This is a genomic window from Helicobacter canis (genome assembly GCF_008693005.1).
Lineage (GTDB): Bacteria > Campylobacterota > Campylobacteria > Campylobacterales > Helicobacteraceae > Helicobacter_B > Helicobacter_B canis.
On the sequence record NZ_VXKE01000021.1, the window covers coordinates 282466 to 308474 of the forward strand.

At 44.8% G+C, this 26009-nt stretch carries 22 protein-coding genes and 1 pseudogene; 22 read left to right on the forward strand and 1 reads right to left on the reverse strand.

What is annotated here, in order from left to right:
• Positions 1 to 33: 33 nt before the first annotated feature.
• Positions 34 to 747: an MBL fold metallo-hydrolase gene (locus F4V45_RS08395; protein WP_150337870.1), complete on the forward strand. Its 714-nt coding sequence runs from the start codon at positions 34 to 36 to the stop codon at positions 745 to 747.
• A gap of 47 nt (positions 748 to 794) precedes the next feature.
• Here the strand turns inward: F4V45_RS08395 and F4V45_RS08400 are convergent, their stop codons facing one another.
• The gene (locus F4V45_RS08400) at positions 795 to 2036 is read right to left on the reverse strand and encodes an HP0729 family protein (protein WP_246145307.1); all 1242 of its coding nucleotides are present in this window, start codon (positions 2034 to 2036) and stop codon (positions 795 to 797) included.
• 249 nt (positions 2037 to 2285) lie between these two features.
• Here F4V45_RS08400 and F4V45_RS08405 point away from each other — a divergent pair, with 249 nt between their 5' ends.
• The 21 genes and pseudogenes from F4V45_RS08405 to F4V45_RS08505 form a co-directional block, all read left to right on the forward strand.
• A complete protein-coding gene (locus tag F4V45_RS08405; RefSeq protein ID WP_150337871.1) occupies positions 2286 to 4880 on the forward strand; it encodes an ATP-dependent Clp protease ATP-binding subunit in 2595 nt (864 codons plus the stop codon).
• A gap of 134 nt (positions 4881 to 5014) precedes the next feature.
• Positions 5015 to 6670, forward strand: coding sequence for a 30S ribosomal protein S1 (locus tag F4V45_RS08410; RefSeq protein ID WP_150337872.1), 1656 nt, complete (start codon positions 5015 to 5017; stop codon positions 6668 to 6670).
• A gap of 10 nt (positions 6671 to 6680) precedes the next feature.
• A complete protein-coding gene (locus F4V45_RS08415; RefSeq protein WP_023930724.1) occupies positions 6681 to 7148 on the forward strand; it encodes a hypothetical protein in 468 nt (155 codons plus the stop codon).
• An 11-nt stretch (positions 7149 to 7159) separates the two neighbouring features.
• On the forward strand, positions 7160 to 8740 hold the full coding sequence (gene serA / locus F4V45_RS08420) for a phosphoglycerate dehydrogenase (protein ID WP_150337873.1): 1581 nt from the start codon (positions 7160 to 7162) through the stop codon (positions 8738 to 8740).
• 95 nt (positions 8741 to 8835) lie between these two features.
• A complete protein-coding gene (locus F4V45_RS08425; RefSeq protein ID WP_150337874.1) occupies positions 8836 to 9537 on the forward strand; it encodes a chemotaxis protein in 702 nt (233 codons plus the stop codon).
• Positions 9538 to 9564: 27 nt separating this feature from the next.
• The gene (locus tag F4V45_RS08430; RefSeq protein WP_150337917.1) at positions 9565 to 10941 is read left to right on the forward strand and encodes a peptidase U32 family protein; all 1377 of its coding nucleotides are present in this window, start codon (positions 9565 to 9567) and stop codon (positions 10939 to 10941) included.
• A 167-nt stretch (positions 10942 to 11108) separates the two neighbouring features.
• The gene (locus F4V45_RS08435) at positions 11109 to 11780 is read left to right on the forward strand and encodes a thiamine phosphate synthase (RefSeq protein ID WP_150337875.1); all 672 of its coding nucleotides are present in this window, start codon (positions 11109 to 11111) and stop codon (positions 11778 to 11780) included.
• Between the two features lie 5 nt (positions 11781 to 11785).
• Entirely contained in the window at positions 11786 to 12805 is a 1020-nt protein-coding gene (locus F4V45_RS08440; protein ID WP_150337876.1) for a ferritin-like domain-containing protein, read from the forward strand.
• 320 nt (positions 12806 to 13125) lie between these two features.
• Positions 13126 to 13524, forward strand: a complete 399-nt coding sequence (locus F4V45_RS08445) for an NAD(P)H-quinone oxidoreductase subunit 3 (protein WP_246145311.1) — start codon at positions 13126 to 13128, stop codon at positions 13522 to 13524.
• Positions 13506 to 14012 carry a NuoB/complex I 20 kDa subunit family protein gene (locus F4V45_RS08450; protein WP_023930734.1) on the forward strand — a complete coding sequence of 169 codons (507 nt, stop codon included), beginning with the start codon at positions 13506 to 13508 and terminating at the stop codon, positions 14010 to 14012. Before F4V45_RS08445 ends, F4V45_RS08450 begins: the two co-directional genes overlap by 19 nt.
• A gap of 29 nt (positions 14013 to 14041) precedes the next feature.
• Complete coding sequence (locus tag F4V45_RS08455; protein ID WP_150337878.1) at positions 14042 to 14887, forward strand: NADH-quinone oxidoreductase subunit C; 846 nt, start codon at positions 14042 to 14044, stop codon at positions 14885 to 14887.
• The gene (gene nuoD, locus F4V45_RS08460) at positions 14887 to 16131 is read left to right on the forward strand and encodes an NADH dehydrogenase (quinone) subunit D (RefSeq protein ID WP_150337879.1); all 1245 of its coding nucleotides are present in this window, start codon (positions 14887 to 14889) and stop codon (positions 16129 to 16131) included. The genes F4V45_RS08455 and nuoD overlap by 1 nt, the downstream gene beginning before the upstream one ends.
• 46 nt (positions 16132 to 16177) lie before the next feature.
• Positions 16178 to 16480, forward strand: a complete 303-nt coding sequence (locus tag F4V45_RS08465; protein WP_150337880.1) for an NADH-ubiquinone oxidoreductase subunit E family protein — start codon at positions 16178 to 16180, stop codon at positions 16478 to 16480.
• Positions 16473 to 17312, forward strand: coding sequence for a hypothetical protein (locus F4V45_RS08470; RefSeq protein ID WP_150337881.1), 840 nt, complete (start codon positions 16473 to 16475; stop codon positions 17310 to 17312). The genes F4V45_RS08465 and F4V45_RS08470 overlap by 8 nt, the downstream gene beginning before the upstream one ends.
• A complete protein-coding gene (locus tag F4V45_RS08475; RefSeq protein ID WP_170235218.1) occupies positions 17305 to 19899 on the forward strand; it encodes an NADH-quinone oxidoreductase subunit G in 2595 nt (864 codons plus the stop codon). Before F4V45_RS08470 ends, F4V45_RS08475 begins: the two co-directional genes overlap by 8 nt.
• A gap of 3 nt (positions 19900 to 19902) precedes the next feature.
• Positions 19903 to 20892, forward strand: a complete 990-nt coding sequence (gene nuoH, locus F4V45_RS08480) for an NADH-quinone oxidoreductase subunit NuoH (protein WP_023930740.1) — start codon at positions 19903 to 19905, stop codon at positions 20890 to 20892.
• 9 nt (positions 20893 to 20901) lie between these two features.
• The gene (gene nuoI / locus F4V45_RS08485; RefSeq protein ID WP_150337883.1) at positions 20902 to 21576 is read left to right on the forward strand and encodes an NADH-quinone oxidoreductase subunit NuoI; all 675 of its coding nucleotides are present in this window, start codon (positions 20902 to 20904) and stop codon (positions 21574 to 21576) included.
• Positions 21576 to 22145 carry an NADH-quinone oxidoreductase subunit J gene (locus tag F4V45_RS08490; RefSeq protein ID WP_150337884.1) on the forward strand — a complete coding sequence of 190 codons (570 nt, stop codon included), beginning with the start codon at positions 21576 to 21578 and terminating at the stop codon, positions 22143 to 22145. The genes nuoI and F4V45_RS08490 overlap by 1 nt, the downstream gene beginning before the upstream one ends.
• Before the next feature lie 5 nt (positions 22146 to 22150).
• The gene (gene nuoK, locus F4V45_RS08495; protein WP_150337918.1) at positions 22151 to 22468 is read left to right on the forward strand and encodes an NADH-quinone oxidoreductase subunit NuoK; all 318 of its coding nucleotides are present in this window, start codon (positions 22151 to 22153) and stop codon (positions 22466 to 22468) included.
• Positions 22469 to 22471: 3 nt separating this feature from the next.
• Positions 22472 to 24373, forward strand: coding sequence for an NADH-quinone oxidoreductase subunit L (gene nuoL, locus F4V45_RS08500; RefSeq protein WP_150337885.1), 1902 nt, complete (start codon positions 22472 to 22474; stop codon positions 24371 to 24373).
• Between the two features lie 3 nt (positions 24374 to 24376).
• Positions 24377 to 25846: pseudogene (locus F4V45_RS08505) on the forward strand (NADH-quinone oxidoreductase subunit M); the annotation flags it as partial.
• Between the last annotated feature and the right edge of the window lie 163 nt (positions 25847 to 26009).

A 26009-nucleotide genomic window follows, 5' to 3' on the forward strand; every position in this document is an offset into this window, starting at 1 on the left:
ATAATCGCCACAAAGTTGTAAAAGGGTAGGGCTATGAGTGTGCAAGAAAAAAAGGTGCTCAAAAGATTCCAGCATTTATGCAGGGCATTTGGTGAGTATGAGACAAACTGCTATATCGTGCAAACTCCGCAAGGGGAGTTTATCATCGATCCGGGTATGGGAAGTGCGCAGTGGGTGCTAGAATCTAGCCCAAATCCTTTGGCGATTTTGCTTACACACGGGCATTTTGACCATATCTTTGATGTGGCAAAGATCAAGCAAGCGCGCCCAGAGATCCCGCTGTATTGCCCTAGAGATGATGGCTTTATGCTAGAGAGCGATTGCTTTGGCACGGGGCTTATGCCCTATCAATTTGGCGCAAATGATGTGCTTGTGAGCTGTGATAAGGGGAGAAGTGAGTTTGTGCTAGGTGGGGTGGAGGTGCTCTACCTACACTTCCCGGGGCATACGCCGGGCTGCTCTGTGGTATGCCTAAGTCAAAGAGATAGCGCGAGAGATGGGATAGGTAGAATCTCTAGTATGTATAGTGGGGATTTTGTCTTTAAGCGTAGTATTGGGCGATATGACTTCCCATACTCTAGCGCGGCAGATATGCGCGACTCTCTGCAGCGATTTGGCACGCTTGGGGCGCAGGAGCTTGGCGGGCTTGATGATGATGGCGATGTAGAGATTTTCCCCGGGCACGGGGAGAGCACTTATCTAAGCTATGAGCAGAGCAATGTCGCCTTATGGCTACCTAGAATCTAGCTTTAATGCTTGGGTGGCAGGGTTTGTCATCTAGGGGGGGGTAGAATCTAGGAGATTCTAGGAGCTTGCAGCGCGCTAAGGGCTAGGAGTAGGGTTATAAGCACGCTTTCTTGCCCTATACCTAGAATCCGCTCGCGCAGTGTAGAAGCCTGCGCTAGGCTCGGGCTTCTTGCGTGTGCGGCTGGATTGCGGATCGCTTGAAGGGTGTTGATAAATGAGCCGAGCTTTATGCCAGCGAAGTAGCTAATGTCGTGTTTATTCAAGCTAGAATCTAGCTTATAGGCTTTGTCATACTTCCACTGCTCTAGCACTTGTTGGGCGCATTTGCGTAGGTGCTTTGTCGTGCCAAGGGCTGGAGTGCTTTTCGCCTTGCCTTCAAGCCACTCTTGCACGCTAGATTCTATCTCATGCACGCTGTAAGTGATCGCAGCTAGGGGGGACTCTACCTCTGTGAGCGTGCTCTCAAACTCAACGAGCGTAGCAAAAAGCGCGCGGTAGAATCGCATAATTTCTTGCTCCATTGATTTAGCATAGAGCAGGACAATGCCTGTGCAGTCATAGAGCGGGTTCTCTCTGTTGGCAAGGTATTCTATCTCGGCGTTGATGAGGCTCTCCATAGAATCTGGCAGGAGCGCGTTGGCAAGCTTTGTGCCAAAGATATAGTCGATTAAGTGCTGGCGGATTTGGATTTGCTCATTTGTTTTAAACATATTGTGGTAGTGGGACTCATCTTGGGTGAAGTAGCTTTGATTGGACTTTAGCGTGATGAAAAGTGGGTAGGTGTAGTCGTTGCCATAGATGGCAAAGGTGCGGTTATTGTGCAAGGTGATAAAATTTGCCAAGAAGTTATCGCGCACAGATGTGAAGTCATCTCGCACCAGCTCACGCATATCTGTGATTAGAAACCACAGCTCCACATCAAGCCCCTTTTGCTCATAGTAGGCGGGGGAATCAGCTGGCTGCTCTTTGGCTATGGAAGTAACCTTGCAGACATAAAGATTGGCATAATCGCTCAAAAATAGCTGCAAGGGACTATCGCTAGAAGTGCTAGCCATAAGCTGCGCCCACGACTCATTGGCAAAGGTGGTGCTAGGTGGCTCGAGAATCTGGGCAGGCTTGCTAGGCTCTGCTTGGGCGTGTGGCTTTGGCGCGCGCATTTTGGATTTCACCTTGCCAAAGGCGACACTGCCTTGTGTTTTAAGGATTGCAAGGTGGGATTCTATGACATTGTTTTCATAGTAGGGGTTGTAGAGTATGAGCAGTGCGGTGGGGTTTGTGGGGTGGGTCATTATACGCCTTTAGGGTGGATATTGGGTATTATAGCTTAAGGCGGTGGTTTTGTGTAGTGCTGGCGATAGTAGAATCTACTTTGAAATTTGCTAGATTCTATTAGAGTCTATGTGCTTACCTATAAATAAACTTGATAGTAAATGACTAAATTTATATAATGCCAAGTATATAAAACTTAGCAGTGATAGCCATTTAGTGCCTAATCATTGCTTTGGGTTATATGACTATGTAGCTATAAGGAGTAAGAGATGTTTGAGAAGCTAACTAACCAAAGCAAAGAAGCCCTAGACTCTGCGGCTTCTTTGGCACTGCACGCCAATAATCAAGAAATCACTTCTGCCCACTTGCTTTGGGCTATGCTTACTGATACACAAAGTATCCTAAACCAAGCTCTAAATGCGATGAACGCCGATAAAGCCGCTATCACGCTAGAGGCAAAAAGCGCGGTAGAAAATCTCCCTAAATCTTCTCAAGTAAGCAAAGAGAGCTTGCGGCTCTCCCAAGAGCTTGCCAATGCCCTGCATAATGCGCAAGGATATGCCACGCAAAATGGCGATAGCTATATCGCGCTAGATAGCATTATCATCGCAAATGCTAAGAGTGAAGTGTTTGCCAAGATTTTGGGAAAGTATGTCGATATGCACGAGCTGGCAAAGAGCCTAGAATCTATGCGTAAAGGCGCGAAAATCAGCAGCCAAAATGACGATAGCACGCTGCAGTCTTTGGCGAAGTTTGGGATTGATCTAACGGCAAAAGCACTGGAAAACAGCCTTGATCCAGTGATTGGCAGAGATGAAGAGATTATGCGAATGATGCAAATCCTTATCCGCAAGAGTAAAAATAATCCCATTCTACTAGGCGAGCCGGGCGTGGGGAAAACGGCTGTGGTAGAGGGGCTAGCGCAAAGGATCGTGCGAAAAGAAGTGCCCCTAAGCTTGCAGCATAAGCGAGTCATCGCGCTTGATATGAGCGCGCTTGTGGCTGGGGCGAAGTATCGCGGGGAGTTTGAAGAGCGATTAAAAGCGGTTGTCGATGAAGTCAAAAAGGCTGGGAATGTGATTTTGTTTATCGATGAGATACATACGATTGTGGGGGCTGGGGCAGCAGAGGGCAGTATGGATGCGGCAAATATCTTAAAGCCAGCACTAGCGCGCGGCGAGCTGCATACCATTGGCGCGACCACACTCAAAGAGTATCGCAAATATTTTGAAAAAGATGCCGCACTTACGCGTAGATTCCAGCCTATCGCGCTTAATGAGCCAAGTGTGAGCCAATCGCTGCAGATTTTGCGCGGGATTAAAGAGCGGCTTGAAGCCCACCATAAAGTGAGCATTACAGATTCTGCGCTTGTGGCAGCGGCAAAGCTCTCAGCACGCTATATTACAGATAGATTCTTGCCTGATAAGGCGATTGATCTAATCGATGAGGCAGCAGCGGAGCTAAAAATGCAGATAGAGTCCCAGCCAAATGCGCTTGCTTCTATCAAGCGAGAGATTGAGAATCTAACCATCGAGCAAGAAGCCATTAAAATGGAGACAAGCAATACTTCTAAAAAGGGTGCAAGCACCGATAGGCTTGCCGAGATTGAAAAAGAGCTAGGCGATGCTAAAGAGGAGCAAAGGCGACTTGAAGCGCAGTTTGAGAGCGAAAAGCAAGTCTTCCAAGAAATCGCACAAAGCAAGGATAAGATAGACTCCTTGCGGAGTGAATGTGAGCTTGCTAAGCGCGATGGGAACTTGCAAAGAGCCGCAGAGATTGAATATGGACTTTTGCCAGCGGAGAAAGAAGCCCTGCAGGCATTAGAGCAAAAGTGGGAGAGTATGCAAGAGGGTGGCACGCTACTAAAGAACTCTGTAACACAAGAGAGTATTGCAGAGATTGTAAGCCGCTGGACACAAATCCCTGTGCGTAAAATGCTCCAAAGTGAGAAAGATAGGATTCTAGGCATAGAGCAAGAGCTAGCCCAAAGCGTAGTAGGGCAAGATGAAGCGTTGAGAGCCATAGCGCGCGCGATAAAGCGCAATAAAGCGGGCTTAAGTGATGGTAATCGCCCTATTGGCAGCTTTTTGTTCCTAGGACCAACGGGCGTGGGCAAGACAGAATCTGCAAAGGCGTTAGCGCGCTTTTTGTTTGATAGTGAGAAAAACCTTATCCGCTTTGATATGAGCGAATATATGCAAAAGCACGAAGTGAGCCGCCTAGTGGGTGCTGCTCCGGGCTATGTGGGCTATGAAGAAGGCGGGCAGCTTACAGAAGCTCTGCGCAGGAAGCCTTATAGTGTGGTGCTGTTTGATGAGATTGAAAAGGCACATCCAGATGTGTTTAATCTACTTTTGCAAGTGCTTGATGATGGACGGATAACCGATAACAAAGGCGTAACGATAGATTGTAAAAACACGATTATTATCCTAACAAGCAATATCGGTAGCCAAAAGATTATGGATATTGCTGATAAAAATGCGCGGGAAGCAGCGGTGCGCGATGAGCTAAAATCCTACTTCAAGCCAGAGTTTATCAATCGGCTTGATGATATTGTGATATTTAATCCGCTCTCACTTGAGAATATCACAAAGATCGTTGAGAATCTACTTGCCAGTATTGCTACAAAGCTAAGTGATAGGGGCATTGGCATTGAGCTTACACAAAGTGCGAAAGCCTTTATCGCAGAAGTTGGGTTTGACCCAGTGTTTGGCGCGCGCCCGCTAAAAAGGGCGATGTATGAAGAGATTGAAGATAAGCTTGCAGAGCTGATTTTAGAAGCAAAGGTGCAAGAGGGCGATAAGGTGGTGTTTGATATGAAAGATTCTGCTTTGAGCGTGGAGATCATACACCAAGATACTTAGGCAATGGCGGTGGCATAGAGTCTGCACTAGGCTCTAGGCAGCTTGCTAGAATCTATATTTTACTAAGTGAAAATAAAGCTTACTAAAAGCAAAACTTAGCTAGAATCGCCGTATTTTTCATAAAGGCAAATACGATGTTGAAAGTTTTGGACGATACAGAGGATAATGGCGAGTTCGCAAGAATGCTCGCAGAAAGAGAGAAGCAAGAAGAGCTAGGGCAGGTGAAAACGGGCAAGGTGATTGCCATTCACGATAATGGCTTGCTTGTTGATGTGGGTGAGAAGATAGAGGGGTTTTTAGGGCTAGCAGAAGTCGCTGATGAGAATGGGAAGATCCCTTTTAATGTGGGTGATGAAATAGTAGTGTTTGTATCCTCTGGGAAAGGTGAGCGACCTAGTGTATCGCACAAAAAGGCGATCAAGCTCGCTAATGTCGAGCGGAAAATCAAAGAGCTGGGCAGTGATTTTAAAGACAAGATTGTTGAGGGCAAGATCATTCGCAAGAATAAGGGTGGCTATGTGCTAGAATCTGATGGGGTGGATTACTTTATGCCTCGTGCTGCTGCTGCACTCAAGGATTCTGCTAAGAATATTGGGCAAAGGGTGAAAGCTTGTATTATCGATGTGCGCCCAGATGAACGCTCTATCATTGTATCTCGTAAGAGATTTTTTGAAATTGATGATGCAAAGCAGGCAGAAGGTGTGAAGAAGCTCCTAGAAGAAGAGGGCAAGGTCTTTGAAGGGGTTGTTAAAAGTATCACAAGCTTTGGAATGTTTGTGGAAGTTGATGGAGTCAAGGGGCTTGTGCATTATACAGAGATTAGCCACAAAGGTCCTGTGAATACAGCCAAGCTCTATAAAGAAGACGACCGCGTATCTGTCAAGGTCGTGGGCTATGATGAGGAGAAAAAGCGATTGTCTTTCTCCATTAAGGCTGTTACGCAAGATCCTTGGCAAGAAGTGCAAAAAGAGCTAAAAAAGGGCTATACGATTAAGGTTGTCGTTAGCAATATTGAAGCGTATGGTGCGTTTGTAGATATTGGCAATGATGTGGAGGGCTTCTTGCATATTTCTGAGCTTTCTTGGGATAAGGATATTAAACACCCAAGCGATATTTTGAAAGTTGGCGATGAGATTGATGTTGAAGTGATTGAGATTGACCCTGCTAATCGCAGGCTGCGTGTTTCCTTAAAGAATCTTTTAGAAAAGCCTTTTGATAACTTTATGAAGACATATAAGCTTAATGATGTAGTAAAGGGCAAGGTCGCCACCTTGACAGATTTTGGCGCATTTATTAGCCTAGGGCAAGTTGATGGACTATTGCATAATGAAGATGCCTTTTGGGAGAAGAATAAGTGTAAAGATGCTTTCAAAGTTGGGCAGGAGCTTGAAGTAAGAATTGTTAAAATCGATAGCGCAAATCAAAGAATCTCCCTTAGCAGGCGCGCTCTTGAGGAGTCTCCAGCCGAAGTATTTAGCAAGACGCATAAAGTCGATGATATTGTTAAAGGCAGGGTGATAGATAGTAAAGATTTTGGCGTGTTTATTGAAATTGATGGTATGGATGCGCTTATTCGCAATGAAGATTTGTATCCACTAAAAAAGGAAGAGATAGAAGTTGGCAGTGAGATTGAGGGCGTGATTGTTGCTATTGATAAACAAAATAACCGCGTGCGTGTGTCTGTGAAGCGACTAGAGCGACAAAAGCAAAAAGAAGAAATCCGCGCAATCAATAGTGCTGATAAAATGACACTTGGAGATAAACTGAAAGACAAAATCCAACGCTCATAATTGAGGCTGTATGAAAACAAAGACTATTGTGATTGTCTTGCTTGTGAGCGTGTTTGTAGGGGGTAGCATTGGCTGGCTATTCTACTATAAGACACAAGTTGGGGCGAGGCAAGTTGGGGTTGAGTATGCTACGGAAGCTCCAGTTGCAGCAGCGCCAAATCTCACAAAAGACAATTGGCTTGATAATCTTAAAAATTTTAACAAAGCCTATTCTTATCCAGCGCAGGAGTTTGAGATTTTTGTAGATTTTGTTGATCCAGATATTAAGGCTATCCCGCAAAAGATTTTTATCGCAGCGGTAGATCAGTATTTGTTTTTCTGTTTAAATGAGCTATTTAAGCAGAAAAACATTGAGTTTGCTTATAGTAAAAATAGCAATTCCATTGATTTGGTTGTTTATATCCCTAAAGAATATCTAAAGGCGCAGCAGCTTATAAAGGAGCTACAATACTATGAGGTGCCATACACTTATCAATAAGGAGAAGCCTAATGTATAAAATAGCCGTGTGTGATCATATACATCAAAAAGGTTTGGATATGCTCGCGTCCCAAAGCGACATAGTTTTGCTAAATTTAGCAGATTTGCCTAAAGATAAGTTGCTGCAATCACTGCAAGAAGTTGATGTCGCCATTACTCGCAGCTCTACGCCGGTTAAGGAAGAGTTTTTATCAAATGTGCCGAGTCTCAAGGCAGTGGTGCGCGCTGGCGTGGGTGTGGATAATGTAGATATAGATGGCTGCTCAAAGCAAGGGATTGTTGTGATGAATGTCCCAACGGCTAACACCATTGCTGCTGTGGAGCTTACGATGACACACATACTAAGTGCGATACGAAACTTACCCGGCGCAAATGCCCAGCTTAAAGATGAGCGAAAGTGGAAAAGAGAGGATTGGTATGGCACAGAGCTTAAGGGCAAAAAGGTAGGGGTGATTGGCTTTGGCAATATCGGCTCTAGGGTTGGGATCCGCTGCAAGGCTTTTGAAGCAGAAGTTGTGACATACGACCCATATATCTTGCCATCTAAGGCGATTAACGCTGGAGTATCGTATGTGAAAGATTTTGATGAAATTTTGTCGTGCGATATTATCACAATCCACACACCCAAAAACACAGAAACCACAAATATGATCACTGCCAAAGAGCTAGCAAAGATGAAAGATGGGGTGATTTTGATCAATTGTGCGCGGGGTGGGCTATACAATGAGGAGGATTTGTATCAAAGCTTGCAGAGCGGTAAGGTGCGCTGGGCTGGGATTGATGTGTTTGACAAAGAGCCGGGAACTAGCTGCAAGCTTTTGGATTTGCCAAATGTCTATGTTACCCCACATATTGGTGCAAATACACTAGAATCACAAGAAGAGATCGCCAAGCAAGCTGCGCAAGCTGCTATGGAAGCAGCGCGTGGTATCGCCTACCCCAATGCGCTCAATCTCCCAACAAGCACCACCCAGCTCCCTGACTTTGCTAGTCATTATATGGAGCTTACGCAAAAGCTAGGCTTCCTTTGCTCGCAGCTGGATAAGAGCGTGCTTACTTCCATTAAAATCACCGCGCAAGGTGAAATTAGCAACTATATAGATTCCCTTGAGACTTATGCGATTGTTGGCGTTTTAAAGCCATCTCTTGGCGATAAAATCAACTATGTAAATGCACCTTTTCTTGCCAAGGAGAGAGGGATAGAAGTTGTTAAAGAGGCGAGTGAGAGCTCAAAGTCTTATAAGAATCTCATCACTCTTACCGCCTATACGAATAACGGCAGCTTAAGTGTGTCTGGGACGGTTTTTGATGACAACATTATCCGTTTAAGTGCGATCAATGAATTTGAAGCATTGATTGAGCCAAAGGGGAGAATGCTGCTTTTCAAAAACACTGATGTGCCCGGTGTCATAGGGAATGTCGGGCAGATTCTAGGGAAGCATAAAATCAATATCGCAGATTTTAGACTTGCTCGCAATGCTAAAAATGAAGCACTTGCAGTGATTTTGGTGGATAATGCAGTTTCTAATGAAGTGCTACAAGAGCTTGCGCAAGTGGAAGCGTGTCTTTCCTTGCATATGGTAGTCATCTAAGTATGGTGGCAGTTTATGGCGCACTTAAGCTCATATAAAATTAAACTTCTATGGTGTATAATCACGCCATTTTTGAATCGGTGTAAGGATATGCGATGACGCAAGAAGAGCTAGATGCATTGATGAGCGAGGGGGATTCTGGCTTGCAGAGTATTGATACGCCAGAATCTAGCGAAGAGCCAGCGGAAATGGCTGATGATATTGCTGCTAAAGATGGGTTTGACCCTAGTAATTTCCGTGTCCAAGCCTCAAAGCACTGGCCCCCACCACCGCCAGATAAAGACCATAAAGTTGTCCATCAGCTTGATGATGTTACGCGCGATACAGAAGTAAAGGCTGGGGAGGTCTTTGACCAGCTTGATATTATTAGCTCAAATGCGGAAGAAATTATTAAATCTACAAAGAAGATCAAATCCTATCTCACATCGCAGGAAGCCTTGTTTGCCAAGCTTACGGAGCATTTCCCACATGTGGAGAGCTTTAAAGGCGCGCTAGAATCTACTAGAGCAATGCTTGAGGAGATTACTTTGGTAAGCGATGGAGCGAACAACTGCTCTGATGCTATTTTGCAAGCAATGGATATTATGCAGTTTCAAGATATTAACCGCCAGCGCATTGAGCGGGTGATCAATGTTATGCGTGCTTTAGCGCAGTATATGAACTCTCTTTTTGAGAGCAAGATTGATGACAACAAGCGAGTTGCATCGGCAGTATATATCGCAGGCGATGATAATCCAAATATCGCAGATGCAGAGGATATTGAGAATTTAATTGCTTCTTTTGGGCAAAAAAAGTAGTTTAAGCCTTTAGCGATGACTGACACAATGTATCCGCCAAGCCCATCAAATCACGCGCTAGATTCTAGCTTGCCACAGCCTGTAGAATCTAAAAAAGTTCAGCTACTCTCCCCTGCTGGGAATTTGCATAAGCTAAAAATCGCCCTTGCCTATGGAGCGGACGCGGTGTATGGTGGGGTGAGCCACTTTTCACTACGCACAAGAGCAGGAAAGGAATTTAGCTACGAAGACTTTGCCAAAGGTGTAGAATACGCCCATAAGCTAGGCAAAAAGGTGTTTGTTACTATCAATGGCTTTCCTTTTAACTCTCAACTTAAACTCCTAGAATCCCACATCGCTAAAATGGCTGATTTATCCCCTGATGCTTTCATTGTAGCAGCTCCGGGGGTGGTGAGATTAAGCAAGAAGATTGCCCCGCAAATCCCTATCCACCTATCCACTCAAGCCAATGTCCTAAATGTGCTTGATGCGGAAGTTTTCCATGAAATGGGAGTGAAGCGCATAGTTGCTGCACGCGAAATTAGCCTAAAAGACGCAATGGAGATTAAAAAGCATTTGCCGGATTTGGAGATTGAGATTTTTGTGCATGGCAGTATGTGCTTTGCCTTTTCAGGGCGGTGTCTTATCTCCGCGTTGCAAAGTGGGCGTGTGCCAAACCGCGGAAGCTGTGCGAATGACTGCCGATTTGATTATGAATATTTTGTGCGAAATGTGGAGAACGATGAGCTTGTCAAATTTGATGGCAAGGAATTTTATGTCAAAAATCCCGATAATGGCGTGATGATGAGACTAGAAGAGGAAGAGGGCTTGGGGACACATATCTTTAACTCTAAGGATTTAAATCTTAGCGGACATATTAAGGAGATTTTAGATTCTGGGGCGATTGATGCGCTAAAGATTGAAGGTAGGACAAAGTCAAATTATTACGCGGGGATTACCGCTAGGGCGTATCGTGCAGCCATTGATAGCTATTATAGTGGCAAGGGAGATTCTAGCTTTTATATCAATGAGCTACAAACGCTTAAAAATCGCGGCTTTACTGATGGCTACATTGTGCATCGCCCTTATGAAAAGCTCAACACTCAAAATCATCAAACTGCCATAAGTGAAGGGAGCTATCAAGTCAATGCCGAAATTGATGAAAGCGGGGAATGGGCGGTGTGTAAGCATACCATAAGAGTGGGGGAGGCAAAGGAGATTGTTATGCCTTTTGGCACGAGTGTGGCTTGTGGCAAAAGTGATTTGGGTGAGATTTTTATAGAAAATGGTATATGGTATATGCGTTTTACTAGAATCTGCCTAGCAGACAATAAAGAGCTAGATTCTATCCATAGTGGCAATGTAAATGCCTTTAAGCTTCCTTTACCCCTGCCACCTTTTAGCTTCTTGCGCGAGAGACTTTAGGGTAGGCTTTAGGCTATTGCGCGCTTTTAGCCTTATCTAACTCTAAGCCACTGCTTGTGGCTGTGATTTGCTAGCCACTAGATTCTAGCGCGTTAGAATCTAAAACCCAAAGACAGAATCTAGCCTTTGCTGCAAACAAAGCTTAAAGCCCACATACAAGGACATATATGGAATCTAGCTTGCAAGGTATTTATGCGATTTCTAATGAGCTAGCAACGCCTTATGAGATTCTGCCACTATGTGTGGAGTCCGCCCTTAGAGCAGGGGTGAAAATCTTCCAGCTGCGTGATAAAACTCATAGTGATGAGTGGCTCTACCCTTATGCCAAAAGGCTTTTAGAGCTATGCGAGCACTATGGTGCGCTCTTTGTGCTAAATGATAGGCTAGAGCTAGCACTAAAGCTTAATGCCAAGGCTTTACATATCGGCAAAGATGATGCTAGCTCCCCAAGCGCACTTGCTCGCATGCGTCAAAGATTTAGGGGGGTTTTGGGGGTCTCAAGCTATGGAGATTTGCAAAGAGCAAAATCCCTAGAATCTATGGGTGTGGATTATGTGGCATTTGGGGCATTTTTCCCCTCACCCACCAAGCCAAATGCATCGCGCGCACCACTAGAGATTCTAGCGCAAGCCAAAGTCGAGCTAAAACTTCCAATTTGCGCTATTGGTGGAATTAGCACTAATAATATCAATCTGCTAAAAATAGCTGATATGCACGCTGTGATAAGCTCTCTATGGGGTGGCGGTTTGCTAGATTCTAGCTCCAAAGGCTTGCAATCCTACCTAGAATCTATCGCGCATAATGTCAAGGCATTGCAAAACGCGCTAGGCTATCGCTAGCGATTATGGCTGAAGGATTGGGTGTGCAGGAGTTTTTCACTAGGCTAGGGCTGGTGCTAGCTACTAAAGATATGCGATCAAAGCATTTGCTGTTTTTGGATTTGTATGAAGACTTCTTATCTCATAGGCTGGCAATTGCACACGACTTGCCCTTAGAATCTATCGCACCCTATACACACGCTCCCATAAAGCCCGCACGCCACATTAAGCAAGGCAAGCTAGAATCTAGCAGCGGCTTTGCTAGGGCACTACACGCAATCACCCACATAGAATATAGCGCAGTAACGCTAGCCCTAGATTCTGCTTATAGGTTTCGTCATTTGCCTTATGAGTATTATGCAGATTGGCTAGAAGTGGCAGAAGAAGAGTTTAGGCACTTTTTTCTCCTAGATGGTTTGCTTGGAGAGCTTGGGGTGCAGTATGGGGACTTTGCTGTGCATAGTAATCTCTACACCGCAAGCCTTGAGACTAATGTAAGCTTGCTCTATCGTATGGGGGTGGTGCATAGGGGGCTTGAAGCGCGCGGGCTTGATGCCAACCCTTTTGTCTTGCGCAAGTTTGCTGCCTCTAAGCACCCAATGTTTGGTAAAATCGATGAAGTTTTGCAATGTATCTTGCGCGATGAAATAGGGCATGTAAGCAAGGGTGATCGCTGGTGGAAATTCGCGCTTTGTAGCTGTGGTGTTTCATCTCATCAAGCTATGCAATCTACTTTGCCAGTGCGTGTAGTAGAATCTATACAAGCTGATGTGCAAGCACTTTTGCGCTATGGGCAGCTAGATTCTAGGGTAAGCAAGCTATGGGAAGAGCTTGCACTCACACAAGAGCAAGAGGATAGGGAAGGGCGCACTCAAGTAGCTGGCGATATGGGTGAGCAAGTGTTTTTGGCATTGTGCGCAAAATTTGCAAGCTTTAATCTATGTGGCAAAATCCCCAACACCAAGGCGCGATTGCAGTGTGGCTTTAGTGAGCGTGAGATTAGGCAGCTGGAGAGATTCTATGCTTTGCAAAAAGCTAGAATCTAGCTTATATATAAAGGCTCTTTACCTGCTAGAATCTAGGGAGAAAAGCTCACAGCTAGGGCGTAGCGAGTGTTTGGAGCTAGGATTTTGCTTATCCCAAATACACAAAAGTTAAGATTCTATTAAACTTTTTCGGTTTAAAATCCTAGTTTCATTTAAGCCATAATAAATGCCCTGATGCATTACTCAACTATCTCGATATAAGGAGCAATATGCCTACCATAGATTCTGTAGATTCTTGGGCACTTGATGCTGCGCCGCCAGTGCAAGAGTATGCACCAGAGTTTGTGCGAGTGCAAGATCTTGCTAGCACACAAGCTTCATTGATATTTGCTGATCACGCGTATTTTGGGGTATTTGTTTTATTTATATTAAGCTTTGTTGCATTTAACTATACGCTTAAAATCCAGCGATTCATCTCGCGCAAACTCGCTAAAAGAAACAATGAAAAGCTCAAAATGGCACCTTATGAGTGCGGACCTGTGCCAATCAAGCAGCCAGCTAAGATTTCTCACCATTTTTTCATCATCGCACTCTTATTTGTGCTGTTTGATATTGAAGTGGTGTTTATGATCCCTTGGGCTGTGGTGTATAAGAGCTTTGTCGCAAGTAATATGGGGCTGTTTGTGCTTATTGAGATGGTAAGCTTTGTGCTGCTGCTTGTTGTGGGGCTGATTTATGCGTGGAAGAAGGGAGCGTTGCGATGGCAGAATATGGAGTAAAAGACTTGCAAGCTATGGGTGTGCCTGTCGCGCTTGGCACATTGGATAAGCTGCTAAATTGGGGGCGGAGCAACTCGCTTTGGCCTATGACTTATGGGCTGGCTTGCTGCGCGATAGAAATGATGGCAACAGGAGGAAGTCGCTTCGACTTTGACCGCTTTGGGACGATTTTCCGCGCCTCTCCTAGGCAGAGTGATGTGATGATTATCGCGGGCACTTTGACGAAAAAGCACGCAGAATTTACGCGTCGTTTGTATGATCAAATGCCAGAGCCAAAATGGGTGATTTCTATGGGGAGTTGCGCAAATACGGGGGGTATGTTTAATACCTACTCTACCGTGCAGGGGGTGGATAGGATTATCCCTGTGGATATTTATCTGCCCGGTTGCGCACCTCGCCCAGAGACTTTGCAATACGCGCTTTTAGTCTTGCAGCGTAAAATCCGCTCTAGCAAAGCACTGCCACCAAAGGCAAAGCGGATTATATAGGCTAGATTTTAGAGAATTAAGGAGAGAATATGTCTAGTGAAAACACCCAAAATGCCCAGCAGAATTATGACTATCTCCTACCATCTGCTACCCATTGCGCTGCGGGCTTTGCACACATTGATGTGCAAAGAAAAGCCACGCATACGCCTAGATTCTACCAGCCTATAGAGACGCTGAAGCTGCCTATACAGGGGAGCGCGTGGGAAGTGATTTATAATCATCTTGCTTATGGATTTGCTATTGATAGGGCATATATCGAGCTTGGGATAGCAGTGATCTGGGTGCGTAAAGATGATATTGTAGGGGTGCTAGCAAAGCTTAAAAGCTTAGGCTATGAAGTGCTTAGTGAAATGAGCGCGGTAGATATGCTAGCTAAAGACAATCGCTTTGAGATGTTCTACCAGCTGCATTCTGTGCAAGAGGGCTTTAGCGATAAGCGGCGCGTGCGCGTGAAGTGCTATCTTGGTGAAAATGAGCAAATAGACTCTGTTTCCTCGATTTTTTCGCTTGCTTTGTGGAGTGAGCGAGAGGCGTATGATATGCTTGGGATAAGGTTTGTCAATCACCCCAATCTTACTCGCCTGCTTATGCCAAAAGACTGGGTTGGACACCCTCTGCGCCGCTCTTATCCCTTACAAGGTGATGAATATGCCGCGTGGTATGAGATTGATAAAATCTTTGGTAAGGAGTATCGAGAAGTGGTGGGAGCAGAGCAGCGCGATAGTGCGCGCGTGGATCCTAATGATGGGCGCAGCTTCTCTAAGCTTGATGCAATTGGAGAGGAGGGCGATGGGCTATATATGGACGCTTCTAAAGCTCTTTTTGTCAAAGACATTGCTAGGGCGAAGAAAACTCGCCTTGAAAGAAGGAAATAATGGGACAAAACTACACGCGTTTAAAACCGCAGTTTGAAAACATACATTTTGAGCGCGATGACAATACAATGGTGCTAAACTTTGGACCGCAGCACCCATCAACGCACGGGCAGCTACGATTGGTGCTTGAGCTAGATGGCGAGAGGGTCAAAAGAGCTACTCCAGAGATTGGCTACTTGCATAGGGGTATAGAAAAGCTTGCAGAAAATATGATCTATAACGAGTTTATGCCTACAACTGATAGGCTTGATTATATTTCTGCCATTGGGAACAACTATGCTTTCGCGCTTGGTGTGGAGCGACTGCTTGGCATACAAGCCCCACGAAAAGCCCAAGTGATACGCACGACACTCTTAGAGCTTAATCGCATCATCTCTCATATCTTTTTCATCGCTGTGCATGCTATGGATGTAGGCGCATTGTCGATGTTTTTATACGCGTTTAAGACGCGTGAGTATGGACTAGATTTGATAGAGGATTATTGCGGGGCTAGGCTTACGCATAATGCCATTCGCATAGGCGGTGTCCCACTAGATTTTCCAAGTGGCTGGCTGGAGAGTTTGGAGCAATTTTTACAAGAAGCGAGCAAAAGTGTGGATTTGTTTGAGGGCTTGCTTGATGAAAATCGCATTTGGAGAATGCGCCTTGAAGGCGTTGGAGCGATCTCTCAAGAGATGGCGAAGTCGTGGGGGCTTAGCGGGATTATGCTGCGCGCCACAGGTATTGCCTATGATATTCGTAAAGAAGAGCCTTATGAGCTCTATAATGAGCTAGATTTCTCTGTGCCTATTGGGCATTATGGGGATAGTTATGACCGCTACAGGCTTTATATGCTTGAAATTAGAGAGTCCATTAAGCTACTGCGCCAGCTTATCGCACTCTATCCAAGCAGTAATACTACTAGCACAGGAGATGAGCTTATGGTGCGCGCGCCAGAGTATATCTCCGCACCAAAAGAAGAGATAATGACACAAAATTACTCGCTTATGCAGCATTTTGTGCTAGTTACTCAAGGTATGCGTCCGCCAAAGGGTGAAGTTTATACGCCTACAGAGTCCCCGCGTGGTGAGCTTGGGTTTTTTATCCACTCGCTTGGGGAGGCATACCCCCAGAGAATGAAAATCAAAACTCCAAGTTTTGCACATACAGCGATTTTGCAAGAAATGCTTACAGGTGCATATATCGCTGATATTGTTACGATTGTAGGCTCGTGCAATGCGATTTTTGGCGAGGTGGATCGATGAGCCTACAAATCTCTTGCACAAACACGAAGCAAAGGGGCGGTAGATTATGAAGCGATTTGACTTGCGGCATTTGCATAATGACTTTTATGCGCGTATGGGAGAGTTGATTAACACGGAGCTAGCGCAAGGTGAGGTGGGGATATTTCTCTTTGAGATTGATGATTTTTCTAATGTCGCCAAAAGTGCCGAGTTTGTCAGCTCTAAAGGCTATGAAGTGATGAATTCTGTGCGGTTTAATCATAGGGATTGGACACTTGTGGTGCGCAAGAGTCCGCCCAAACTAGAATCCACTTTGCAAAAAGAGTCGCAATCACCTACACAAGAGAGCGCAAAGGCAGGCGATGAATAATCTAGCAGCCAATCAAGCATTTTCTCAAAGTGATGCCATTTTAGTGCTGGGTGCTGGAGCGTTTGAGTTTAGGGCATTGATGGATAGTCTAGGCGACTTAGGTCAGCCTGTGCAGCAGTCTATTTTGTGTCTGCACCCCTTTGTGGATTCTCGTAGCACAGGCATAGAGCAATACCAGTATGAAGTAGGAGCAGAGCTAGGGGTCATCACGCTTTTACTTGCTGCCTTTGCTAGTGTAAATAGTCAGTTTCCTACCATAGTTATGGAGTTTGTCAAAGATTTAGATATTGGGCATATCGCTTCAGAATCTGCGCTTGCCGAAGAAGAGCTAGCAACCATAGCTCAAGCTTTGCAGCAGGCGCAATCGCCAGTGATTTTTATAGGGGAGAGCTTTTTGTGCCATAAGTATGCGCAGCTTATTTGTAAAATCATTGCAACTATTGAGATGTATTCCAAGGTAGTCTTTATCCCATCTCTAGCAAGCATTGCGCAGTATCAAAAGCTAGATTCTAGTGATGTAGTGCAAATACTTCAAGCCCTTAGCAATATCCCAGAATCTAATGGCGCATTTGTCTATCTTAGCCCATTTGATGAAGAAAATTTAGCAAGTCCGGTGCTCTATGCCACAAAGACATTTTTACGCCTATCGCATTTAGAGCAGAGCGCGCAAGCTAGGCTTATAGTGGATTGCGCTGAAGTGGATTGCGCGATTAGGCAGGTGGAGTATCTAAAAGGTGCTGCAGCTGTGCTTAAGGGCTGGCATACTCAAGGGGAGAGATTTTATCCTTTTATCACGGCGCAATTTGCACAAAATGGGGGCTATAATGGCTAAAGTTACAATCACGATCAACAACCGCACAATCACTTGCCAAGAGGGTGAAACAATTGTCGATGTCGCTAGGGAAAATGGCATTTTTATCCCTACGATTTGCTATCTAGGTGGCTGCTCACCAACTCTTGCTTGCAAAATGTGTATGGGAGAAAGTGGCGATGGCAAGAGAGTTTATACTTGTAACACAAAGGCGAAAGACGGCTTAGTGATCAACACAGAGACAGAGCAAATCCGCAAAGAGCGGCAGATGATTATGCAAACTTATGATGTCAATCACCCGCTAGAGTGTGGAGTCTGTGATAAAAGTGGTGAATGTGAGCTGCAAAATCTAACACTCTACACCAAAGTAGCCCACCAAGATTATGCTTTGGCTGATGATGAGAAGCACGAAAAATCGTGGGCGCAAGCACTCTATGACCCTAATCTTTGCATTGTGTGCGAGCGATGTGTAACAACCTGTAAGGATAATATCGGTGAAGCCAAGCTTAAAGCTGGCAAGGCGGATTTGCACTCTCCAGATAGCTATAAAGATTCTATGCTAAAAGATCCCTATAGCGTATGGAGCAAGAAGCAAAAGTCCTTGATAGAGTTTGTAAGCGATACGCCTTGTGTAGATTGCGGGGAGTGTATTTCTGTATGTCCTGTGGGTGCGCTTACTTATAAGGACTTTAGCTACACTGCTAATGCGTGGGAGCTAAGGAAGACAAATAGCACCTGCCACTATTGCTCTATGGGCTGCCATATCACTTATGAGACAAGACATCACAATACTTTAGGAGAGAAGAAGACTTATCGCGTGAGCAATGACTTCCACTTCGCTCCGATCTGCGGGGCAGGGCGGTTTGGATTCTCTGTTCTTTCTGCTGGGGTAGAATCTAATGTGGCGAAGCTAGATTCTAGTGAGACAAGCCCCTACTTCAAGCACCTTGGAAAAGCTACTGCTATGCGGCTTGGTAGCTCTATCACTAATGAAGAAGCGATGATTGTAAGCATTTTTAGCGCGCATTTTGGCATAAAGCTTTATAATGAAAGTGCGCGTGCGTATCAAAAGTTCCTGCCATATCTGCGGCTAAATAACACCCTGCAAGATCTCAAAGACTCTAGCACTATTATCGCACTAGGTGCGCCTGTGCGCCTGCAAGCACCACTTTTACAATATGCTATAAACAACACAATCCGCACAAAAAAAGGCATTAAGTTCTACTATCTCCACCCAATCGCTGACACATTGCTTGCATCTTTTTCACGCTCAGTAACGCATATCTCCTATAAGCCCAAAGCCGATGAGCTGGCACTTGGCGCATTGCTTATAAGTATGCAAAGTAAGCTTGAAGAAGCCATAGCCCAAAGCCCGCAGGCTAAAGAGCTAGGGGCAATGCTCTCTACTTTGCTTAGTGGGATTCTAGCTAGTGAGCAAACCCCAGCCAAGCTAGAATCTAGCGCGGATTTGGACTCTAGTGTAGATTCTAGCCCTGCGCAATCTGCAATGCCAACTTACTTAGCATTGCAAGAAGCGGGGATAGAGCTTAGTGCATTGAGCGAGCTAGCTGGCGTGGATTTGTCGCAGATGAGCGTGATTGTCGGCGAAGAAGCAATGCTTTGCGCATTGCAAGAAAATAGCGCGATGGTCGCTGGGCTACAGATTTTAGAAAAATGTGGAGCTAGGGTCTATGTAATCCCAGCTGGTAGCAATACTGCTGGGATTGCTAGAATCTGCGGAGAGCTTTTGGAGCTGGATTCTAGCTCACTAGATTCTAGCTTAGAGTCTCAATCGCGCGATGAGTTTGTCATCGGGGTGCGTGCGCAAGGCGATGTGCTGTGGGATTGTGCGTGGAGCGATGGTGCTAGAATGCTTACTAGAGAGCCTGAAGTAGTGCTGCCAAGCCATCAGCAAATGCTAGGGAGTATGACAAATTTTGAAAATCGCCTGCTGCCATTTGCGAAGGTGCAAGCATATCAAGGCGATGACTTGGCGAGCATTTTGTATGCCTACAACAAAGCTAGGCTAGAAGTGGTTCATTATGAAAAAGAGCTAGAGAGATTCACACCAAGCACACAAGATAATACAAGCGCGCTTCTTGATTATTTTTCAACCTACACAACATTAAGCGACTATACCAAGGCACTGCCACAAAGCAAGGGCTATGCGCCCAAAGAGCTTGCTAGCCTAGCAAACCACTATACACAAGGTGGAGATGATAAAAGAGGCTATATGCTTACGCCACTACTAAGCGGTGCTCTTGCTCCAGCACACACAATAGCGCAGGCTAAGCCTATAAGCTTTAACGCCTTTATCTCCTATCCGCAAAATCTCTTTAGTATCCAAAATGTGCTAGATTCTAATATGCAGCAAAGAGATGGATTCTACACTTCTAAGGCACATTTGGAAAAACTAGGGCTTACAGAAGGGGAGTATATCACGCTCCATAGACCAAGTGCGCAAGGCAGTATCACAGGCGCGGTGTATATTGATTATGCGATGAGTGAGGATATGTGGCTCATTAGCCCGCATATTGCTAGAGAGTGGGGTGAAAATATCGCAAGCTCTTATACTTATGTAGAAAGTGCTAAGGCTACAAAGGAGTAAGGTATGGGTGAATTTGTCATCGAAACTTGTATAAAGATTTTGGTTGTCGTGCTTGTATTTTCATTTTTAGGGGGGTTTGGGACATATATTGAGCGCAAAGTTTTGGGCTATTTCCAGCGCAGACTTGGTCCTTGCTATGTAGGACCATTTGGGTTGTTGCAGTTTCTAGCCGATGCGATTAAGCTCTTTACTAAAGAAGATGTCTGCCCACAAAATGCCAATAAAGCTATCTTTATGCTAGCACCTGTGATTGCGATGATGAGCGCATTTGTCGCGATGGCGCCGATACCATTTTTTGGCGAGTTTGAGATATTTGGTAGAACCATACAGCCTATAATTTCTGACATCAATGTAGGGCTACTCTTTTTCCTAGCGGTTGGGGCAGTGGGGATTTACGCTCCTTTGCTCGCTGGGCTTTCATCAAACTCGAAATTTTCTTTACTTGGGGCAGTGCGCGCGTGTATCCAGCTCCTTAGTTTTGAAGTGGTCTCTACGCTTAGCATTTTGCCCCCACTTATGCTTGTGGGCTCACTTTCACTTGTAGCTATGAACGATTATCAAGCAGGCGGGGTGTTTGACTGGCTCTTGTTTAAACAGCCTTTAGCATTTGTCCTTTTCCTTGTAGCTAGCTATGCAGAGCTAAATCGCACGCCTTTTGACTTGCTTGAGCACGAAGCTGAGATTGTAGCGGGTTTTTGCACGGAGTATAGCGGCTTAAAATGGGGGATGTTTTTCCTAGCAGAATATGCTCATCTCTTTGCCTTTGGCTTTGTGATCGCGCTTATCTTTTGTGGTGGGTATCAGCCTCTATGGTTTATCCCCGGTGGGATTGCCATTATTCTAAAGGTGTGCTTTTTTGTTTTCTTAGCGATGTGGGTGCGCGCGACTTTCCCCCATATACGCCCAGATCAGCTTATGGGAATGTGCTGGAGAGTGCTTATGCCTTTAGCTATTGTGAATTTACTTATCACAAGTGTTGTGATTTTGCTCTAGGAGAATGCAATGAAAAACTATATCCCTATCCCTAAGCGCAAAGAGCCAAAGACTACTTATGAGCACTTTTGCAAAAGTGTGAAGATGACTTGTGGGCTGGATTTGTTCAAGGGGCTAGCTTTAACTTTGAAAGAATTTTTTTCTAAAAAAGTTACGATACATTACCCTAAAGAATATATCCCACTCTCTCCGCGATACCGCGCCGTGCATAGCTTGCAAAGGCTATTAGAGTCTGGCAATGAACGCTGCATAGGCTGTGGGCTTTGCGAAAAAATCTGCACGAGTAATTGCATACGCATAATCACACATAAAGGTGATGATAAGCGCAAGAAGATCGACTCCTATACTATCAATCTTGGGCGATGTATTTACTGCGGACTTTGTGCAGAAGTGTGCCCAGAGTTAGCCATTGTTATGGGAGATCGCTTTGAGAATGCAAGCTTAGCGCGCGCGCAATATGCTGGGAAGCCCGAACTCCTACGCCCTATCGATGAAGCTAAAACTTGCACGCAGCTGGAGTTTGCTGGCTTTGGTAGCGTAAGTGCGCAAGCTGATAGAGCCCTACGCCCCACGCCTATTGTGTGGGATAAGCCCTGTGAGGCTACGCTAGATTCTAGTGCGGCAAAGTTAGATTCTACCGCGCAGCCCTTAGAGAGATCGCAAAATGCACAAGGAGAGGCGTAATGTTTGAAGCGATTGCATTTTATTTTTTTATGGTGTTGAGTATTGTGGCTTTTCTTGTGGTAGTTAGCACAAGCAATATTCTCTATGCCCTAACTGCTCTTGCAAGCGGAATGATCTTTATCTCAAGCTTCTTTTTTCTCTTGGAGGCGGAGTTTTTAGGCGTGGTGCAAATTGCTGTTTATACAGGCGCGGTGGTTGTGATGTATGCATTTGGGCTAATGTTTGTAGATACGATGAGTGAGATTAAAGAGCGGCATCAAGGTGGCATACGCTTAAGTATTATGATTGTGTGTATCGCGCTGCTTTTGGTTGTGCTCTTTAGCGTGCCAATCTATGAATATCGTCAAGTTGTCGTAGAAAGAGATATGCAAATCATCGTAGGCGAGCCTAATACTTTTGCAGTTGGGAAGGCATTGTTTGGGCACTATCTCATTGCATTTGAGATAGCTGGAGTGCTGCTTTTGGTGGCACTTATCGCTGGAGTTGCGCTTGGTATTAAGGGGAGAGATGAAGTGCAAGATACTAAGTCAGCAGCTACTCCATCTCTTAAGCAAGGAGATTGTCTATGATTACTATGCAATTAAGCCCATATGTGAGTATATACGACTTTTTATTGCTGTCCATCGTGCTTTTTGCTATTGGATTGTTTGGAATGCTGCGTAGGAAAAATATTTTAATGCTATTTCTTTCAAGTGAAATTATGCTAAATGCCTTAAATATCGCATTAGTATCAGTTGGAGTAATGTTTAATGATATGGGCGGACAGATGTTCGCGCTTTTTGTCATCGCGCTTGCTGCAAGTGAAGTGGCAGTTGGGCTAGGACTTGTGCTGCTGTGGTATCGCAAGCATAAGAGCCTTGATATTGATACGCTTTGCACAATGAAAGGATAGAAAATGGGCTGGATAGATTCTATAGATATTGGCACATTTGCTACATTACTACTAGTGGCACTCTTTGCCCCACTAGTTGGCACTATCGTTGCTGGAGTGCTAAGCACGCGACAAAAGATTATAGCACTTGGCTGGTTTAATAGCTTTTGTATTTTTATTGCTTTTCTTGCGAGTGTAGTTCTTGGCTTTAGTGCATTGCAAGGGGTTAGCTTTTCTATCTCGCTTTTTGATTGGATAGTGAGCGGGAGCTTTAGGGTTGATTTTGGGTTTAGTTTAGATATGGTTAGTGCTGTGATGATTGTTGTTATCACGCTTGTGTCGCTACTGGTGCATATTTATTCTATTGGCTATATGGAGAATGATGTAGGATTCAATCGCTATTTTAGCTTTCTTAGTGGATTTGTGTTCTCTATGATGTTTTTGGTGCTAAGTGATAACTTCTTAGGGCTGTTTGTTGGCTGGGAGGGAGTGGGGGTTTGCTCTTATTTGCTCATTGGATTCTGGTATCGCAAGCATAGTGCAAATTTTGCCGCTATGGAGGCGTTTATTAGTAATCGTATCGCGGATTTAGGTATGCTTCTTGGGATTTTTCTACTTTTTTGGACATTTGGGACATTAAATTTTCAAGAGATTTTTCACGCCATTGCTAGTGGGGCAAAGACTTCTTCTATTATCCTTAGCTGTATTGGGATTTTGCTTTTCATCGGTGCTATGGGGAAATCTGCGCAGTTCCCGCTCCATACTTGGCTGGCAAATGCAATGGAAGGACCAACCCCTGTATCAGCTCTTATCCACGCTGCTACGATGGTAACAGCCGGGGTTTATCTCGTTGTGCGCGCCCACCCTATTTATATGGAGATCCCACATATTGGTGAGGCGATCGCTTATCTTGGGGCATTTGTCGCGCTATTTGCTGCTTCTATGGCACTTGTCAATAGAGACTTAAAGCGTATTATCGCCTACTCCACACTCTCTCAACTAGGATATATGTTTGTAGCAGCTGGACTTGGGGCATATTGGATAGCACTTTTTCATCTATTTACCCACGCGTTTTTTAAGTCTCTACTCTTCCTTGGCGCAGGTAATGTAATGCACGCTATGCACGATGGGCTTGATGTTATGCGTATGGGGAGACTTGCGCGCCCATTGAAATACACGATGATCTTTATGCTAATTGGTAATCTTGCGCTATGTGGCATACCACCATTTGCGGGGTATTTTTCTAAAGACTTGATTCTAGAGTTTAGCTTTAATGCGGAGTATAAGATCCTTTGGGGTGCGCTTGTCTTTGGCGCGTTTTTAACGGCATTTTATAGCTTCCGTTTATTTATGTTGGTCTTTTTCTCGCCAAAATCTAAAGAGGCTTATGATGTGAGTCATCCCCACGAGGCAAAGCCATTTATGCTTTATGCAATGACGCCTTTAGCCTTGCTTGCTATCATTTCTGGTATGCTTTATGATCCTGTGCTATCAGCTTTGCAGTATGTCTTAGCATTTGAGATGCCACATGGTCATTTAAGCGCAGAATCCCTAGCTGGGATAGCACTTGGGGCTTCTTGCTTTGGGATTATTGTGGCGTTTTTCAAATATAGGCGTTTTACCTATACTCCAAGTCGAAATATTTTCTACACGCTTTTGTTGCAGCAATACTACATACCAAAGCTTTATGAGCTAGTGTTTGTCAAAGGATTTGGCGCGCTATGCCGTATGCTTTGGCTAAAGGTTGAGATTCTTGTATTTGATAAAAGTATGCAAGCAGTAGGAAAGCTAGTAATGTGGCTCTCTGCACTCTGCACATTTTTACAAAATGGTAGCCTTAGCAGTGCGCTACGATTGATGGTTTTTGGGATTTTGCTGCTGCTAATTAGCTTGACAATCAGCTTATTTATGTTGTTTTGGAGGTAGTGTATGGAGTATTTGCTAAGTATTATCATATTCTTCCCATTGCTTGCTGGACTGGCTGTGTTTGCCCTAGAAGATAGGGTGGCGAAATTTTTTGGTGTGAGTTGCGCGACCATTGAGCTTGTCCTTGTGCTTGCCCTATGGGTTGGGTTTGATAGCAGTGGCTCTAGTGTGCAGTTTGAAAATTTGCTTATGCTAATCCCTGCTTTTGGCATTAGCTATCACATTGGAGTTGATGGGATCTCTTTGGCATTGATTTTGCTTAATGCCATTGTTATTTTACTGAGTGTGTTGTTTTTACACGGCAAATCTCCTGCCAGCCATTTTGTCGCTTGTCTATTGCTCCTAGAATCTATTCTTATGGGTGTATTTAGTGCGCAAAATGTCGTGCTGTTTTATGTATTTTGGGAGCTATCTTTACTGCCGATTCTCTATATGATTGGCGTGTGGGGTAGTGGCGAGAAGCTTAGGGCCGCGCTGCAGTTTTTTCTTTATACATTTTTTGCTTCGCTAATTATGCTGCTTGGGATTTTGTATTATGGATTTTTATTTTTCTTGCATTCTAAACAATTTAGCTTTGAGCTAGCAGATTGGCTAGCTATGCCGCTGCCTGCTAGCTACCAGCTATGGTTATTTTTGGCATTTTTTATTGCCATTGCGGTAAAGATCCCCATTATCCCCTTTCACGCGTGGCTGCCCCACGCTTATGGGAATGCTCCTACACTAGGATCTGTGGTGTTGTCCGCACTTTTGCTCAAAATGGGGACTTATGCCCTTGTGCGTTTTTGTCTCCCACTTTTCCCAGATGCAAGCATTGAGCTTAGTCTGTGGATTTTGGTGCTTGGGCTTGTTATGATTATCTATGGTGCGATGGTAGCCTATGCGCAAACAGATATGAAGCAAGTGGTTGCTTATAGCTCAATTTCTCATATGGGCGTTGTGGTGCTTGGGATTTTTTCTTTCACGCTTATTGGTATTTCTGGTGCGGTGTTTATGATGTTTGCTCACGGAATTGTGGGAGCTGCACTCTTTATGTTAGTTGGCATATTTGCCGCACGCACAGGATCTAGAGAGATAGGCTCTATACAGGGTGTGGCTAGGGCTGCGCCAGTGTTTTGCGCGATATTTGGAGTTGTAGTGATGGCAAATGTTGGACTCCCTTTGACGATAGGGTTTGTAGGGGAGTTTTTAAGCTTGCTTGGTATATTTGCTACTTACCCACTCATTGCGCTTCTTGGTGGGCTTACTATCATCTTATCAGCCGCGTATATGCTTAGTTTATATAAGCGATTGTTTTTTGGCAAGGAGGCAGATGAGCAGAAGCTAGCAAAATTCACCGATGTTAATAGGCGAGAAAAGCTTGTTTTGGGGATATTTTCTGCTTGTATCATCGCGCTTGGAATCTACCCCAAACCACTATTGACACTTATAGATTCTGGGGTAAAACCTGTGCTAGAGACTATGGCAGCGCGTGCGCAAGTAAGCTCATCAAAAATCCTGCTCACTACACTTGCCAGCAAGCAGGATCGTGCGCTTGATCAAATCAAGTCGTTTGATTTGATGGGTGAATATAGCGCGGAGATGTTGGATTCTACTCAAGCGATAGAGTCAAGTCAGCTGGAATCTAGCCCCGCTCAAC